This window comes from Streptomyces sp. NPDC046303 (genome assembly GCF_055588085.1).
On record NZ_JBVJFA010000019.1, the window covers coordinates 70,052 to 85,184 of the forward strand.

17 protein-coding genes are annotated in these 15,133 nt (G+C 70.9%); 5 read left to right on the forward strand and 12 right to left on the reverse strand.

Going from position 1 to position 15,133, the window contains the following annotated elements; translation table 11 throughout:
- Positions 1 to 46 precede the first annotated feature (46 nt).
- Together dapD and ACZ6I1_RS21050 are read right to left on the reverse strand one after the other, a co-directional pair.
- Positions 47 to 1,027, reverse strand: coding sequence for a 2,3,4,5-tetrahydropyridine-2,6-dicarboxylate N-succinyltransferase (gene dapD / locus ACZ6I1_RS21045; protein ID WP_469289294.1), 981 nt, complete (start codon positions 1,025 to 1,027; stop codon positions 47 to 49).
- A gap of 43 nt (positions 1,028 to 1,070) precedes the next feature.
- Positions 1,071 to 2,294, reverse strand: a complete 1,224-nt coding sequence (locus ACZ6I1_RS21050) for an MFS transporter (RefSeq protein WP_469289296.1) — start codon at positions 2,292 to 2,294, stop codon at positions 1,071 to 1,073.
- A 104-nt stretch (positions 2,295 to 2,398) separates the two neighbouring features.
- On the opposite strand from ACZ6I1_RS21050, the gene ACZ6I1_RS21055 reads away from it, so the two are divergent.
- A complete protein-coding gene (locus ACZ6I1_RS21055; protein WP_469289298.1) occupies positions 2,399 to 3,286 on the forward strand; it encodes a winged helix-turn-helix transcriptional regulator in 888 nt (295 codons plus the stop codon).
- Here ACZ6I1_RS21055 and ACZ6I1_RS21060 read toward each other — a convergent pair.
- The 10 genes from ACZ6I1_RS21060 to ACZ6I1_RS21105 form a co-directional block, all read right to left on the reverse strand.
- Positions 3,283 to 3,837 carry a TetR/AcrR family transcriptional regulator gene (locus ACZ6I1_RS21060; RefSeq protein WP_469289299.1) on the reverse strand — a complete coding sequence of 185 codons (555 nt, stop codon included), beginning with the start codon at positions 3,835 to 3,837 and terminating at the stop codon, positions 3,283 to 3,285. The two genes, ACZ6I1_RS21055 and ACZ6I1_RS21060, sit on opposite strands and share 4 nt — an antisense overlap.
- Positions 3,837 to 4,157: a DMT family transporter gene (locus tag ACZ6I1_RS21065; protein ID WP_030846229.1), complete on the reverse strand. Its 321-nt coding sequence runs from the start codon at positions 4,155 to 4,157 to the stop codon at positions 3,837 to 3,839. The genes ACZ6I1_RS21060 and ACZ6I1_RS21065 overlap by 1 nt, the downstream gene beginning before the upstream one ends.
- A 105-nt stretch (positions 4,158 to 4,262) precedes the next feature.
- Positions 4,263 to 4,607 (reverse strand): metal-sulfur cluster assembly factor, encoded by a 345-nt coding sequence (locus tag ACZ6I1_RS21070; RefSeq protein WP_030027092.1) that lies wholly within the window; start codon positions 4,605 to 4,607, stop codon positions 4,263 to 4,265.
- The gene (gene sufU / locus ACZ6I1_RS21075) at positions 4,604 to 5,065 is read right to left on the reverse strand and encodes a Fe-S cluster assembly sulfur transfer protein SufU (protein WP_362389978.1); all 462 of its coding nucleotides are present in this window, start codon (positions 5,063 to 5,065) and stop codon (positions 4,604 to 4,606) included. The genes ACZ6I1_RS21070 and sufU overlap by 4 nt, the downstream gene beginning before the upstream one ends.
- A gap of 22 nt (positions 5,066 to 5,087) precedes the next feature.
- A complete protein-coding gene (locus tag ACZ6I1_RS21080; RefSeq protein ID WP_469289302.1) occupies positions 5,088 to 6,344 on the reverse strand; it encodes a cysteine desulfurase in 1,257 nt (418 codons plus the stop codon).
- Positions 6,341 to 7,105 (reverse strand): Fe-S cluster assembly ATPase SufC, encoded by a 765-nt coding sequence (gene sufC, locus ACZ6I1_RS21085; RefSeq protein WP_030388906.1) that lies wholly within the window; start codon positions 7,103 to 7,105, stop codon positions 6,341 to 6,343. Before sufC ends, ACZ6I1_RS21080 begins: the two co-directional genes overlap by 4 nt.
- 7 nt (positions 7,106 to 7,112) lie before the next feature.
- Positions 7,113 to 7,430, reverse strand: coding sequence for a bifunctional 3-phenylpropionate/cinnamic acid dioxygenase ferredoxin subunit (locus ACZ6I1_RS21090; protein WP_030009135.1), 318 nt, complete (start codon positions 7,428 to 7,430; stop codon positions 7,113 to 7,115).
- A complete protein-coding gene (gene sufD, locus ACZ6I1_RS21095; RefSeq protein ID WP_469289305.1) occupies positions 7,430 to 8,608 on the reverse strand; it encodes a Fe-S cluster assembly protein SufD in 1,179 nt (392 codons plus the stop codon). Before sufD ends, ACZ6I1_RS21090 begins: the two co-directional genes overlap by 1 nt.
- A 60-nt stretch (positions 8,609 to 8,668) precedes the next feature.
- Entirely contained in the window at positions 8,669 to 10,084 is a 1,416-nt protein-coding gene (gene sufB, locus ACZ6I1_RS21100; protein ID WP_469289306.1) for a Fe-S cluster assembly protein SufB, read from the reverse strand.
- Positions 10,081 to 10,842 (reverse strand): helix-turn-helix transcriptional regulator, encoded by a 762-nt coding sequence (locus ACZ6I1_RS21105; RefSeq protein WP_469289308.1) that lies wholly within the window; start codon positions 10,840 to 10,842, stop codon positions 10,081 to 10,083. Before ACZ6I1_RS21105 ends, sufB begins: the two co-directional genes overlap by 4 nt.
- Positions 10,843 to 11,198: 356 nt before the next feature.
- On the opposite strand from ACZ6I1_RS21105, the gene ACZ6I1_RS21110 reads away from it, so the two are divergent.
- The 4 genes from ACZ6I1_RS21110 to ACZ6I1_RS21125 all read left to right on the forward strand — a co-directional run bounded on the left by ACZ6I1_RS21110 (position 11,199) and on the right by ACZ6I1_RS21125 (position 15,129).
- A complete protein-coding gene (locus ACZ6I1_RS21110) occupies positions 11,199 to 12,125 on the forward strand; it encodes an ABC transporter ATP-binding protein (protein ID WP_469289310.1) in 927 nt (308 codons plus the stop codon).
- Positions 12,122 to 12,904: an ABC transporter permease gene (locus ACZ6I1_RS21115; protein WP_469289312.1), complete on the forward strand. Its 783-nt coding sequence runs from the start codon at positions 12,122 to 12,124 to the stop codon at positions 12,902 to 12,904. The genes ACZ6I1_RS21110 and ACZ6I1_RS21115 overlap by 4 nt, the downstream gene beginning before the upstream one ends.
- A gap of 97 nt (positions 12,905 to 13,001) precedes the next feature.
- A complete protein-coding gene (locus tag ACZ6I1_RS21120; protein ID WP_469289314.1) occupies positions 13,002 to 14,135 on the forward strand; it encodes a hypothetical protein in 1,134 nt (377 codons plus the stop codon).
- Positions 14,136 to 14,139: 4 nt separating this feature from the next.
- Positions 14,140 to 15,129, forward strand: a complete 990-nt coding sequence (locus tag ACZ6I1_RS21125) for a COX15/CtaA family protein (RefSeq protein WP_469289316.1) — start codon at positions 14,140 to 14,142, stop codon at positions 15,127 to 15,129.
- The last annotated feature ends 4 nt before the right edge of the window (positions 15,130 to 15,133 follow it).

Consider the following 15,133-nt stretch of genomic DNA (forward strand, 5'->3'; position numbering starts at 1 on the left):
CCCGGCCGGGGTGGGAGGGCGCTTTCGGGTACCGGCCCCGCGGGCGTCAGTTGTGGCTGTGCAGAACCTCGTTCAGGCCGCCCCAGGCCGCCTTGTACGGACGGGCCTCGACGGCGCCGGTGACCGAGTTGCGGCGGAAGAGGATGTTGCTGGCGCCGGAGAGCTCCAGGGCCTTGACGATCTGGCCGTCCGGGAGGGTGACGCGGGTGCCCGCGGTCACGTAGAGCCCGGCCTCGACGACGCACTCGTCGCCGAGCGCGATGCCGACGCCCGCCTCGGCTCCGATCAGGGTGCGCTGTCCGATCGAGATGATCTGCTTGCCGCCGCCGGAGAGGGTGCCCATCGTGGAGGCGCCGCCGCCGATGTCGGAGCCGTCGCCGACCACGACGCCCGCGGAGATGCGCCCCTCGACCATGGAGGTGCCCAGGGTGCCGGCGTTGAAGTTGACGAAGCCCTCGTGCATGACGGTGGTGCCCTCGGCGAGGTGCGCGCCGAGGCGGACGCGGTCCGCGTCGGCGATGCGCACGCCCTTGGGGGCGACGTAGTCCGTCATGCGGGGGAACTTGTCGATCGAGGTGACCTGGAGGTGCAGGCCCTCGGCGCGCGCGTTGAGGCGGACGGTCTCGACCTGGTCGACGGCGACCGGGCCCAGCGAGGTCCAGGCCACGTTGGCGAGCAGGCCGAAGACGCCGTCGAGATTCTGGCCGTGCGGCTTGACCAGGCGGTGGCTGAGCAGGTGCAGGCGCAGGTACGCGTCGTGCGCGTCCAGCGGCTTGTCCTCCAGGGAGGAGATCACCGTGCGGACGGCCACGACCTCGACGCCGCGGACCGCGTCCTGGCGGATCGCCTTCGCCGCGGCGGCGCCCAGCAGCTCCACGGCCCGGTCGGCGGTGAGGCGCTCGGTGCCGGCCGGGCCGGGCTCGGCGACCAGCTCGGGGGCGGGGAACCAGGTGTCGAGGACGGTGCCGTCGGCGGTGAGGGTGGCAAGTCCGGCGGCGACGGCGCCGGTGGTACGCGTAGCAGTCATGCCAGAAACCTAACCGGCGAGCGCCCGAGGGTGCGAACCGGTCTCAGGTGCCGGGCGCCCCCCCGTGTCGGCCGGCCCCCCGGTCTGCCGCCCGGCCGGTCCGCCGGCCCGCCCACAGCACCGCCCCGCCCGCCCCCGCCGCGAGGACCGCGCACAGCGGCCACAGCAGGCCCGGCGCGGCCGCGTACAGGGCTCCGCCGAGCGGCGCGGCGAGCACCACGCCGCTGACGGAGACGCCCGCGTACAGGCTCTGGAAGCGGCCGACGGCGTGCTCGGGCGACTGGTCCGCCACGTACGCGGTGGCCGTGGTCTTGTAGAGGATCTCCCCGAGGGTGAGGAGCACCATCATCGCGACGGCGGCGGCGACGCCCGCGCCGATCATCAGCACCGCGTAGCCGCCACCCACCAGCACCAGCCCGGTGCCGACGATGTGCAGCGGGGAGCGCCGGCGCAGGGCGAGGGCGGCGGGAATCTCCAGGAGCAGGATGACTCCGCCGTTGATCGCGATGAGGAGTCCGTAGGCGCGGGTGTCCAGGCCGTGGTCGGCGAGGAAGGCGGGGAAGGTCGTGTAGTGCTGCCGGTAGACGACGTCGGCGACGGCGATCGCGCCGAGCAGGACGAGTACGGCGGGCCGCGTGCGCAGCTCCCGCCACAGCCCTCCGCGGCCCAGACCCGCGTCCGGGGCCGCGGAGGGGCGTGCGGTTGCCGTGGCCGGGACGACCCGGGCGGTCCAGAGGGCGAACAAGAGCGTGCCGAGGCCCTCGGCGAGGAAGAGCCAGTCGTACGAGAGCCCGGTGGCGACCAGGGCGCCGAGGGGGGTGCCCAGGGTGAATCCGCCGTTGGACAGGCAGCGGGTGACGGCGAAGGCCTGGCGCCGGGATCCCTCGGGGACGGTGACGGCGACCAGCGCGGAGTTGGCGGCACGGATCATCCCCGAGGCGTACTGGGCGACGGGCAGGGCCGCGTACAGCAGCGCGGTGGACAGCGACGGGAGCGTCATGAGGGCGAGTCCGCCCAGGGTGGAGGCGGCGAGCAGGACCCGGCGGTGGCCGAAGCGGTCCCCGTACCAGCCTCCGGTGAAGTTCCCGGCGACCAGTCCGACCCCGCCGATTCCGACGATCAGGCCCGCCTGGGCGGCCCCGAGTCCGCGCGGGCCGGTCAGCCAGACGAAGACGAAGACGAACGTGCAGCTGACGACGGCGTTGACGAAGACCCCCGCAGCCAGCAGCCACACCGTCCTCGGTACGTCTTTGAACCCCTGCAGCACACCCGTGTCCCCCCGCATCCCGACGCATCCCGAACCGACTGAGTTCCTTTTAGGAACGGACTATGCCAGCATGACAGCCTGGGGTCAACGGACAAAGGAGTGCCATGGCCCAGCGCACACACCTCGGCGACGCGGACTGCTCCATCGCCCAGGCCCTCGACGTCGTGGGCGACTGGTGGACGCTCCTGATCGTCCGCGACACCGCGCGCGGCCTGCACCGCTTCGACGAGCTCCAGCGCGAGCTGGGGATGTCCCGCAAGGTGCTGGCCGAGCGGCTGAAGCTGCTGGTCGAAGCCGGGGTGCTGACGCGCGAGCCGTACCAGGAACGCCCGGTGCGGCACGAGTACCGGCTGACCCCCCGGGGACGGGGGCTGCTGCCGGTGCTGGTGGCCCTCCAGGACTGGGGGGACAGCTGGATCCTCGGAGGGGGAGAGATGACGGCGACGACCGACGAGGCCTCACGGGAGGCGGAACGGGTCCACGCGCTGCGCGGCACCCGGCTGCCCGAGCTGCTGCTGCCGGACCGTTTCGGCGCGCTCAGCGACCCGGTGGCGGACACCGCGTTCACGGTCCTGTACTGCTTCCCGGGCGCCTACGCCCGCGCCGAGTCCTACCCGCCCGGCTGGGCCGGGATCCCGGGCGCCAAGGGCTGCACGTTCGAGTCGTGCACCTACCGCGACCAGCTCGCGGAGTTCACCGCGGCGGGCGCCACCGTGCACGGGGTGTCGACCCAGCGCCCGGACGAGCAGCGGGAGTTCGCGGAGCAGGAGCGGCTGCGCTTCCCGCTCCTGTCGGACGCGGAACTGGCGCTGACGGCGGCGCTGCGGCTGCCGACGTTCCGCGCGGCGGGCGTGACCCGTATCAAGCGGCTGACCCTGGTCCTCGACCGGGACCGCACCGTGCGCGAGGTGTTCTACCCGATCCGGGACATCGAGGCGAGCGTCCGGGCGGCCCTGACCGCGGTCCGCTCCGCCGATCAGCGCCGGCGCTAGCGCTGTGGCCGCAGGACCCGGCCCAGGATCTCGCGCGCGTACGGTTCGTCGTACTCCGCGTCCGTCAGCAGGACCTGGAGGCTCATGCCGTCCATGACGGCGACCAGCGCCCGGGCCGTCGCCGGATCCGTGCGCGGGGTCAGCGCCGCGGCCACCGCTTCGCACCACTCCGCCGCCACCGGCCGCAGCGCCGGGCGCCGCAGGGCCGCGAGGTAGAGCTCGTACTCCAGCTCCACCCGTCCGCGGTCCGCCGCCAGGAACTCGCCGAGCAGACGGGCCAGGGTCTGCGCGAGGTCCGCCTGCGGATCGGCCAGCGCCGGCGCGTCCGCCACCGCCCGCGAGAAGCCCTCGTTGGCCTGGCGCAGGGCCGCGACGAGCAGGTCGTCCAGGGTCTTGAAGTGGTACGTGGTCGACCCCAGCGGCACGTCGGCCTCCGCGGCGGCGCTGCGGTGGCTCAGCCCTGCGATGCCCTTGGCGCCCACCACCCGGATCGCCGCGTCGATGATCCGCTGGCGCCGCTCGGGGTCGTACCTGCGCGCGCCGGGGGCCATCAGTGCGCCCCGCCGAGATTCAGCAGCACCACGCCCCCGATCACCAGCGCGATCCCGGCGATCTTCGCGGCGGTGGCCGCCTCCCCGAGGAACACCATCCCTATGGCGGCGATCGCGGCGGTCCCCACGCCGGCCCATATCGCGTACGCGGTGCCCACGGACATCGTCTTCAGCGTCTGCGCGAGCAGGGTGAAGGCGATGGCGTAGCCGAGCAGCGTGCCCAGCGAGGGCCACAGCTTGGTGAAACCGTCGCTGTACTTCATGGCGGTGGTTCCGGCGACCTCGGCCGCGATGGCCGCGGCAAGCAGTACGTAGGGCATGTGTACGAGGGTACACAACGATGTGTACAACCGTACACATGCCGTGATCGGACAACGGAGAAGGCCCCCGGCACGACCGTGCCGGGGGCCCTCACACGCAGGGGGTCAGACGTTGAAGCCGAGCGCGCGCAGCTGCTCGCGACCGTCGTCCGTGATCTTGTCCGGGCCCCACGGGGGCATCCAGACCCAGTTGATGCGGAGTTCGTTGACGATGCCGTCCGTCGCCGACTTGGCCTGGTCCTCGATGACGTCCGTCAGCGGGCAGGCCGCGGAGGTCAGGGTCATGTCGAGGGTGGCGATGTTCGCGTCGTCGATGTGGATGCCGTAGATCAGGCCCAGGTTGACGACGTCGATGCCCAGCTCGGGGTCGACCACGTCGTAGAGGGCCTCGCGGACCTCTTCCTCGGTGGCCGGCTTGGTCGACGCCTCGGGCGTCGCGTTCTCGGTCATGCCGTCTTCCTCTCCGCGTCGCCCAGTGCCTGGGCCGTCGCGTCCTTCCACGCCATCCAGCTCAGCAGAGCACATTTCACACGCGCCGGATACTTGGAGACGCCGACGAACGCGACCGCGTCCTCCAGCACCTCCTCCATCTCCTCGGTCGGCTCCAGCTTGCCCTTGGACTGCATCAGCTCCAGGAACACGCCCTGGATCTTCTGCGCCTCGGCCAGCTGCTTGCCGACGAGCAGCTCGTTCAGTACGGACGCGCTGGCCTGGCTGATGGAGCAGCCCTGGCCCTCGTACGAGACGTCGGTCAGCGTCTCGCCGTCGTACTTCACGCGCAGCGTGATCTCGTCACCGCAGGTCGGGTTGACGTGGTGCACCTCGGCATCGCCGTCGCGCAGGCCACGCCCGTGCGGGTGCTTGTAGTGGTCCAGGATCAGTTCCTGGTACATCGAATCCAGCTTCACTGCGTCCTCGTCGCCTCGTCCGTCAGCCGAAGAAGTTCCGTACGTGCTCCAGCCCGTCGACCAGCGCGTCGACGTCCGCCGGAGAGGAGTACAGATAGAAAGACGCTCGGGTCGTCGCCGGAATTCCGTACCGCAGGCAGACCGGGCGCGCGCAGTGGTGTCCCACGCGGACCGCGATGCCTTGCTCGTCCAGCACCTGGCCGACGTCGTGCGGGTGGATGTCGCCGAGCACGAAGGAGATCGCGGCGCCGCGGTCCTCGGCCGTGGTGGGGCCGATGATCCGCAGGTCGGGGACCTCCGCGAGGCGCTTGATCGCGTACTCGGTGATCGCGTGCTCGTGTGCGGCGATCTTGTCCATGCCGATCGCGGTCAGGTAGTCCACGGCCGCGCCGAGGCCGACGGCCTGGGCGATCGGGGGCGTACCCGCCTCGAACTTGTGGGGCGCCGGGGCGTACGTCGAGGCGTGCATCGACACGGTCTCGATCATCTCGCCGCCGCCGAGGAACGGGGGCAGGTCCTCCAGGAGCTCCTGGCGGCCCCAGAGCACACCGATGCCGGTCGGGCCGCACATCTTGTGGCCGGTGAAGGCCACGAAGTCGGCGCCGAGCGCCTGCACGTCCAGCGGCATGTGCGGAGCGGCCTGGGAGGCGTCGATCAGCACGAGGGCGCCGACGTCCTGCGCACGGCGGACGATCGCCTCGACCGGGTTGACCGTGCCCATGATGTTGGAGACCAGCGTGAAGGAGACGATCTTCGTCTTCTCCGTGATGACCTCTTCGATGTTCGACAGGTCGAGCCGGCCGTCGTCGGTGAGGCCGAACCACTTCAGCTTCGCACCGGTGCGCTGCGCGAGCAGCTGCCACGGCACGATGTTGGAGTGGTGCTCCATCTCCGTGATGGCGATCTCGGTCTCGCGGTCGACCCGGTAGGGCTCGTCCGCCCAGCCGAGCATGTTCGCGACCAGGTTGAGCGACTCCGAGGCGTTCTTGGTGAAGATCACCTCGTCGCGGCTCGGTGCGTTGATGAAGGCGGCGACCTTGTCGCGGGCACCTTCGTACAGCGCCGTGGCCTCCTCGGCGAGCACGTGCACGCCACGGTGGACGTTGGCGTTGTGCTGCTCGTAGTACTCGTTCAGCGCGTCGAGCACCTGGCGCGGCTTCTGCGAAGTCGCCGCGTTGTCCAGGTAAACGATCTTCTTCCCGTCGTGGACCACACGATCCAGCAGGGGGAAGTCCTTGCGGATCGCCTCGATGTCGAGGAGGCCAGGCAGCTGTGTCACGCGGTCGCGCCACCCTTCACGTACTTGTCGTAACCCTCGGCCTCCAGCTGGTCGGCGAGCTCGGCGCCACCGGACTCGGCGATGCGGCCGTTCGCGAACACGTGCACGAAGTCGGGCTTGATGTAGCGCAGGATGCGCGTGTAGTGCGTGATCAGCAGGGTGCCGACCTCACCGGTCTCGCGGACCCGGTTGACGCCCTCCGAGACGATGCGCAGCGCGTCGACGTCCAGGCCGGAGTCGGTCTCGTCGAGGATCGCGATCTTCGGCTTCAGGAGCTCCAGCTGCAGGATCTCGTGGCGCTTCTTCTCACCGCCGGAGAAGCCCTCGTTGACGTTGCGCTCGGCGAAGGCCGGGTCCATCTGGAGCTGCTCCATGGCGGACTTGACCTCCTTCACCCAGGTACGCAGCTTCGGGGCCTCGCCGCGGATGGCGGTGGCCGAGGTGCGCAGGAAGTTGGAGACCGAGACGCCGGGGACCTCGACCGGGTACTGCATGGCGAGGAACAGGCCGGCGCGGGCGCGCTCGTCGACGGACATCTCCAGGACGTCTTCGCCGTCGAGGGTCACGGTGCCACCGGTGATGGTGTACTTCGGGTGACCGGCCAGCGAGTACGCCAGGGTGGACTTGCCGGAGCCGTTCGGACCCATGATGGCGTGCGTCTCACCCTGCTTGACGGTGAGGTCGACGCCCTTGAGGATCTCGCGGGCGCCGTTCTCGGCCTCGACGGAGACGTGCAGGTCGTGGATTTCAAGCGTTGCCATGGATACCTCAGGACTCCTGGGTGAGGGAGACGAGCACGTCGTCCCCTTCGATCTTTACGGGGTATACGGGTACGGGGCGGGTCGCGGGCAGACCGGAGGGCTTGCCGGTGCGCAGGTCGAAGGCCGACCCGTGCAGCCAGCACTCGATCATGCAGTCCTCGACCTCGCCCTCCGAGAGCGAGACGTTCGCGTGCGAGCAGATGTCGTTGATCGCGAACACCTCGCCCTCGGTGGAGACAATGGACACCGGCGTGCCGTCGAGTTCCACCCGCTTCGGGGTGTTCTCCTCCAGCTCGCTCAGCGCGCAGGCCTTGACGTAATTCATCAGACGGAACCCTGGAGCTCGGTCTCGATCTTGGCGAGCAGGCGCTCCTCGATGTCCGGGACACCGATCTGCTGGACGAGCTCGGCGAAGAAGCCGCGCACGACCAGGCGGCGGGCCTCGTCGGCCGGGATGCCGCGGGCCTGCAGGTAGAAGAGCTGCTCGTCGTCGAAGCGGCCGGTCGCCGAGGCGTGGCCGGCGCCGACGATCTCGCCGGTCTCGATCTCCAGGTTCGGCACGGAGTCGACCCGCGCGCCGTCCGTCAGGACGAGGTTGCGGTTCATCTCGTAGGTGTCCGTGCCCTCGGCGGTCTTCTCGATGAGCACGTCACCGATCCAGACGGCGTGGGCGTCCTGGCCCTGGAGCGCACCCTTGTAGACCACGTTCGACTTGCAGTGCGGGGCGTCGTGCGTGACCAGGAGGCGGTGCTCCTGGTGCTGGCCCGCGTCGGTGAAGTACAGGCCGAAGAGCTCGGCCTCGGCGCCGGGGCCGGCGTAGCTCACGCGCGGGTGGAGGCGTACGAGGTCGCCGCCGAAGGTGACCACGATCGACTTGAAGGTCGCGTCGCGGCCGACCAGCGCGTTGTGCTGGGAGACGTGGACGGCGGTGTCGTCCCAGTCCTGCACCGAGACGACGGTGAGCTTGGCGCCGTCGCCGACGAGGAAGTCGACGTTGGCGGCGCGCACGCCGTCACCGGTGTGGTCGATGACGATGACGGCCTCGGCGAAGGCCTGCACGTCGAAGACGGTGTGGCCGAAGGTGGTGCCGCCCTCGCCGTGCAGCGAAACGCGCACCGGCTCGGTCAGGACGGCCTCCTTGGGCACGGTCACGACCGTGGCCTTGGCGAAGGACGTGAACGCCTGGGCGGCGATCCGGTCCACCGGGGTGCCGGCCTTGCCGATGCGCGCGTCGCCGCGCTCCACCGACTCGACGGTGACGCCCTCGGGCGCGTCGATCTGGGCCTTCATGGTGCCGTTGGCGACCGCGGTGCCGTCGTGCAGGCCCTTGAGGCGGGCGAGCGGGGTGAAGCGCCACTCCTCCTCGCGGCCGTGGGGCACGGGGAAGTCCGCCACGTCGAAGGACGGGGGGGCGCTCATCCGGGTGGCGACGGTGGACTCGGCGGCCACCGCGATCGCGCCGGCGGTGGTCGAACCCGCCGGAATGTTCTGAGCCTCAGCCATGGCTGTCTTCGTGCTCTCTTCCTACGTCAAAGAATGTCTGCGGGACTCGGGCGGCCGGTGCTAACCGACCGAGCCCTCCATCTGCAGCTCGATCAGCCGGTTCAGCTCCAGCGCGTACTCCATGGGCAGCTCGCGGGCGATCGGCTCGACGAAGCCGCGCACGATCATGGCCATGGCCTCGAACTCCGTCAGACCGCGGCTCATCAGGTAGAAGAGCTGGTCGTCGGAGACCTTGGAGACGGTCGCCTCGTGGCCCATGGACACGTCGTCCTCGCGGACGTCCACGTAGGGGTACGTGTCCGAGCGGGAGATCGTGTCGACCAGGAGCGCGTCGCACAGCACGTTGGACTTCGAGCCGTGGGCGCCCTCGCCGATCTCGACCAGGCCTCGGTACGAGGTGCGGCCGCCGCCCCGTGCCACCGACTTCGAGACGATGTTCGAGGAGGTGTTCGGCGCCATGTGGACCATCTTGGAGCCGGCGTCCTGGTGCTGGCCCTCGCCCGCGAAGGCGATGGACAGGGTCTCGCCCTTGGCGTGCTCGCCCATCAGGTAGACGGCCGGGTACTTCATGGTGACCTTGGAACCGATGTTGCCGTCGATCCACTCCATGGTCGCGCCCTCGTACGCCACGGCGCGCTTGGTGACCAGGTTGTAGACGTTGTTCGACCAGTTCTGGATCGTCGTGTAGCGGCAGCGGCCGCCCTTCTTCACGATGATCTCGACCACGGCGCTGTGCAGCGAGTCCGAGGAGTAGATCGGGGCGGTGCAGCCCTCGACGTAGTGGACGTAGGCGTCCTCGTCGACGATGATCAGCGTCCGCTCGAACTGGCCCATGTTCTCCGTGTTGATGCGGAAGTAGGCCTGCAGCGGGATGTCCACGTGGACACCCTTGGGGACGTAGATGAACGAGCCGCCCGACCACACGGCGGTGTTCAGCGACGCGAACTTGTTGTCGCCGACCGGGATGACCGTGCCGAAGTACTCCTGGAAGAGCTCCGGGTGCTCCTTGAGCGCGGTGTCCGTGTCGAGGAAGATGACGCCCTGCTCCTCCAGGTCCTCGCGGATCTGGTGGTAGACGACCTCGGACTCGTACTGGGCCGCGACACCGGCGACGAGGCGCTGCTTCTCCGCCTCCGGGATGCCGAGCTTGTCGTACGTGTTCTTGATGTCCTCGGGCAGGTCCTCCCAGGAAGCGGCCTGCTTCTCGGTGGAACGCACGAAGTACTTGATGTTGTCGAAGTCGATGCCCGAGAGGTCGGAGCCCCAGTTCGGCATGGGCTTCTTGTCGAAGAGCTTGAGGCCCTTGAGGCGGAGCTTCAGCATCCACTCCGGCTCGGACTTCTTCGCCGAGATGTCGCGCACGACATCCTCGGACAGACCCCGCTTGGCAGCGGCGCCGGCCGCGTCGGAGTCGGCCCAGCCGTATTCGTAGGTGCCCAGGCCATCGAGCTCAGGGTGAGCAGTCTCCGTGGTCATGCGGGGTTCCTCCCGGCCGTACTTGCAGATACTGATGAGTCGGTCTGTGTGGCGCTCGCGCTACGCGGAATGAACGTCGTGCACACCCCGTCGCCGTGGGCGATCGTGGCGAGGCGCTGAACATGCGTCCCGAGCAGACGGGAGAAGACCTCGGTCTCCGCCTCGCAGAGCTGCGGGAACTGCTCGGCGACGTGTGCGACCGGGCAGTGGTGCTGGCAGAGCTGTTCGCCGCTGTGCGGACCGGGAGCGCTCTTCGCCGTAGCAGCGTACCCGTCCGCGGTCAACGCCCTGGCAAGGGCCTCCGTGCGCTCCGCCGGCGGGGCGGCCTCGACGGCCTCCCGGTAGGACTGCGCCTGCGCTTCCATCCGCGCCCTGGCGAAGGCGGCGACGGCCGCCTCCCCGCGCTCTCCGCCGCCGACGGACTGCGCGATCCAGCGCAGGGCGTCCGCGGCGAGGGTGTCGTAGGACTGGTCGAAGGCGTCGCGGCCGCAGTCGGTGAGCGCGAAGACCTTGGCGGGCCGGCCCCGGGTGCGTGCGCCGTACACACGCTGCTCACGGGGTGCGACCACGTCGTCGGCGACGAGCGTGTCGAGGTGGCGGCGGACGGCGGCCTGGGTGAGGCCGAGACGCTGGGCGAGGTCGGCGACGGTGGACGGACCGTGGTCCAGGATGGACCGCGCGACCCGGTTGCGGGTTGACCGCTCCCCGGTCGCGAGCTCCCCCTGGGGGGTCTCGATCTGCCGTGCGCCGTTTTTCACAACGCCATTGTTGCGTAATTAGTCGAGCGCGGACAAGCCGTGATGGAGGCCACTACTGGTGGTCTCCATCACTAAGGGTTACCTAATTTATCCACGGAGAGTTATACGGAGGGAAACGCTCCGCACTCTTGCCGCCCCCTCCGTACGAAGCGGCACACGGCTCCCACCAGCAATCCCCCTCCGGAAATGCCGCCGGGGACGGAGAACACCGAATTCCGGAAAAGATCACCGAACGGCGCTGGGCCATCCAGGATCGCCGGGCGGAAAACAGCCGTTTTTGCGACACGGTCTTCGTATCCCATGGCCCCGACCCCGGGACAAAGGGCCCCTCCCCCGGCTCCGTAGACTCACCCCCCATGAGCAACGACCCCGCCGTGGAGATCCGCGGACTGGTGAAGAGGTACGGCGCCAGGAGAGCGGTGGACGGCCTGGACCTCACCGTCCCGAAGGCCTCCGTCACCGCGGTCCTCGGCCCCAACGGCGCGGGCAAGACGACCACGGTGGAAACCTGCGAGGGCTACCGCCGCCCCGACGCCGGCACCGTCCGCGTCCTCGGCCTCGACCCGGTCGCCCAGGCCGCGGCGCTCCGCCCGCGCATCGGGGTGATGCTCCAGTCCGGAGGCGTCTACTCCGGAGCCCGCGCGGTCGAGATGCTCCGCCACATGGCCACGCTGTACGCCGACCCGCTCGAGGTCGGCCCCCTGGTGGAACGCCTCGGCCTCGGCAGCTGCGGCCGCACCCCCTACCGCAGGCTCTCCGGCGGCCAGCAGCAGCGCCTCGCCCTGGCCATGGCCGTGGTGGGCCGCCCCGAGCTGGTCTTCCTCGACGAGCCCACCGCCGGCCTGGACCCGCAGGCCCGCCGCGCGACCTGGGACCTCGTACGGGAGCTGCGCGCCGACGGTGTCACCGTCGTCCTCACCACCCACCACATGGACGAGGCCGAGCAGCTCGCCGACGAGGTCGCCATCGTCGACGCGGGCCGGGTCATCGCCCACGGCAGCCCCGAGGGGCTGTGCCGGGGCGGCGCCGAGAACACGCTGCGCTTCACCGGCCGCCCCTCCCTCGACCTCGCCTCCCTGCTCAAGGCGCTGCCCGACGGCACCCGGGCCGCCGAGCTCACCCCGGGGGTCTACCGGGTCACCGGCGACGTCCACCCCCAGCTGCTCGCCACCGTCGCCTCCTGGTGCGCGCAGCACGGCGTCATGCCCGACAGCCTCTCGGTGGAGCGGCACACCCTGGAGGACGTCTTTTTGGAGATCACCGGCAAGGAGCTGCGCGGATGAGCGCCGGCACGTTCACCCCCCGCCCGGGGGCGGCACCCGTCTCCCGCATGATCCTCGCGCAGACGGCCCTGGAGACCCGGATGCTGCTGCGCAACGGGGAGCAGCTGCTGCTGACCGTGATCATCCCGGCGCTGCTGCTGACCCTCTTCTCCGCCGTGGACATCGTCACCGTGCCCGTCCGGGAGGGCGGTACCGGGAAGTCCGTGGACTTCCTGGCCCCCGGCATCCTGGCGCTGGCCGTGATGTCCACCGCCTTCACCGGCCAGGCCATCGCCACCGGCTTCGACCGCCGCTACGGGGTCCTCAAGCGACTCGGGGCCTCCCCGCTGCCGCGCTGGGCGCTGATGGCCGCCAAGACGCTGTCCGTGCTGGTCACCGAGGTGCTCCAGATCGCCCTGCTGACGGCGATCGCCTTCGCGCTGGGCTGGTCCCCGCAGGGGAACCCCCTGTCGGCCGCCGCGCTGGTCCTGCTGGGCACCGCCGCCTTCTCCGGGCTGGGCCTGCTGATGGCGGGCACCCTCAAGGCCGAGATGACGCTGGCCGCCGCGAACCTGGTGTTCCTGCTGCTGCTGGTCGGCGGCGGGGTGATCGTGCCGCTGGAGAAGTTCCCCGGCGCCGTCCAGTCCGTCCTGGGCCTGCTGCCCATCACGGCCCTCTCCGACGGCCTGCGCGAGGTGCTCCAGCACGGCGGCGGCCTGCCGTGGGGCGACGCGGCCGTGCTGACCGGCTGGGCCGTGCTCGGACTGGGCGCCGCGGCGCGCTGGTTCCGCTGGGAGTGACCGGAGCGACCCCTCACCCTGGCCGGCGGAACCCTTCCACCGGACCGGTCGTTCTCGTGAAGATGTAGACCTTCACGCATGAAGCCGGGGGGCGGACATGGTGCAGCGCGAGGCCGTTCTACGGCTGGACGAGCAGTGGGCACGGGTGCGGTCGGGGGCGGCGCACGCGCAGCCGCAGGAGCGCGAGCGGCTGCTCGACGAGCTGATCGGCGCCCTGCGCACCCATCCGGACGACCCCGAGTGCACCGCGCTGCTGGGGCTGCGCCTCGCCGACCGGGCCGCGCTGCGCTTCGCCGCGGGGGACCGCGCCTCCGCCCTCGCCCTGATCGAGGAGGGGCTGCGCAGCTCCGAGCGCGCGGCCCCGTACGCGCCCGAGTTCGCCCGCTGGTACGCCCGCGGCCTGATCAACCACGGCGTGTGGCTGGCCTGGCCGCTGAGCGACGGGGACCGGCTGCCGCGGCATCCGCTGGGCCCCGCCGCCGTGGAGGGGCCGACCGCCATGGAGCGGGCGGCCGGGGAGCGCGCCCGTGATCTCACCCGGACCGCGGTCGGGGTGTGGGCGGGCCTGGACCAGCGGGACCCGGTCAACCGCCGGGGCCTGGCCCAGGCGAAGGTGTTCCTCGGGGACCGCCTCGCGGAGCTGGGCTCCGCCGAGGAGGCGGTGGCCTGGGCCGTGGACGCGGAGTCGGACTTCCGGCAGCTGCTGCTGGCGGACCACGGCTCGGAGGAGTCCGAGGAGGCCGAGGAGGCCCTCGACCACATCGGCCGCCAGCTGGAACTGCGCCTGCGCTACCTGGCCTTCGACTCGCTGACCGGTCTGCGCGCGAAGGGGCTGCTGCCCGAACGGCTGCTGCCCCAGGCCGTGGTGGCCGCCCGCGTCCAGGGGGTGGCCGAGCCCGCGATCGCGGCCCGGCTGGGTCTGGGCGCCGAACAGGTCCGCACGATGCTGGAGGTCACGCCCTGGCTGGCCGTATGGCGCGTCGAGGTGCGCGGTCCTGACGGACTGTGGCACGTACGGGAACATCCGTGGCACAGCGCCGCAGAAGTGCGAAACAGGACGGCCGAGGACATAGGGGCTGAACTGGTACGCGGATTCATTGCGTCCGCGGACCACCCGGGCGAGGGCGTCCCCTGGCGCATCCACGTGTGGTGGCACGAGGAGGGCGACCCGGCGGGCGCCCGGTACCGGCTGGCCGTGGGCCCCGACGCCCCACCGCCCACCCCCTCGTGAAACTTTGCACAAGGCTCCGCCTACGATAGGGGCCGTGTTGAACCCATTCGCCTTCATCGTCGGCCGCTGGACTCCGTCACCCCGGATCGTGCGGCGCGCCGCGCTCGCCGCGCTCGTCATGAGCGTGGCCATCGTCGTCACCGGCGGCGCTGTGCGGCTCACCGGCTCCGGCCTCGGCTGCGACACCTGGCCCAAGTGCACGGACGACAGCCTGATCGCGACGCAGGAGCAGGGCTTCCACGGCGCGATCGAGTTCGGCAACCGGATGCTGACGTACGTACTCTCCGCGGCCGTCGGCTGGTACATCCTCGCGGCCCGCTCGGCCAAGCCCTGGCGGCGCTCGCTGACCAAGCTCGGCTGGGTCCAGTTCGCCATCGTGATGGCCAACGCCGTACTCGGCGGGATCACCGTCAAGACGGGCCTCAACCCGTACAGCGTCGCCGGGCACTTCCTGCTCGCCACCGCGCTGATCGCGGTGACCACCCTCAGCCTCCAGCGCACCGGCGAGGGCGACACCGCCGCCCGCCCGCGCGTGCCCGGCCCGGTGCGCAAGCTGTCGTGGGCGCTGATCGCGACGACCTTCGTACTGATCGCGGCGGGCACGGTCGTCACCGGTTCCGGACCGCACGCGGGCGACAGCAGCGAGATCCGGCGGATGCCGTTCGACTGGGCGGCCACCGCCCACGTGCACGCCGTCGCCGCCTGGGTGGTGTGCGCGCTGGCCGTGGCGATGTGGCTGGTGCTGCGCGTGGTCGACGCCCCCACGGACACCCGGGCGCGCGCCCGTGACCTGCTGATCGTGCTCCTGGCGCAGGGCGGCATCGGCTACGTGCAGTTCTTCACCGAGCTGCCCGAGCTGCTCGTCGCCGCCCACATGCTCGGCTCCTGCCTGGTGTGGATCGCGGTGCTCCGGGTCGCGCTGAGCCTGCGCGAACGCCCGGTCACGCAGCCGGAGATCCCGGCCCAGGGCGACGCCCGGCTCTCCTCCGTCTGACCGC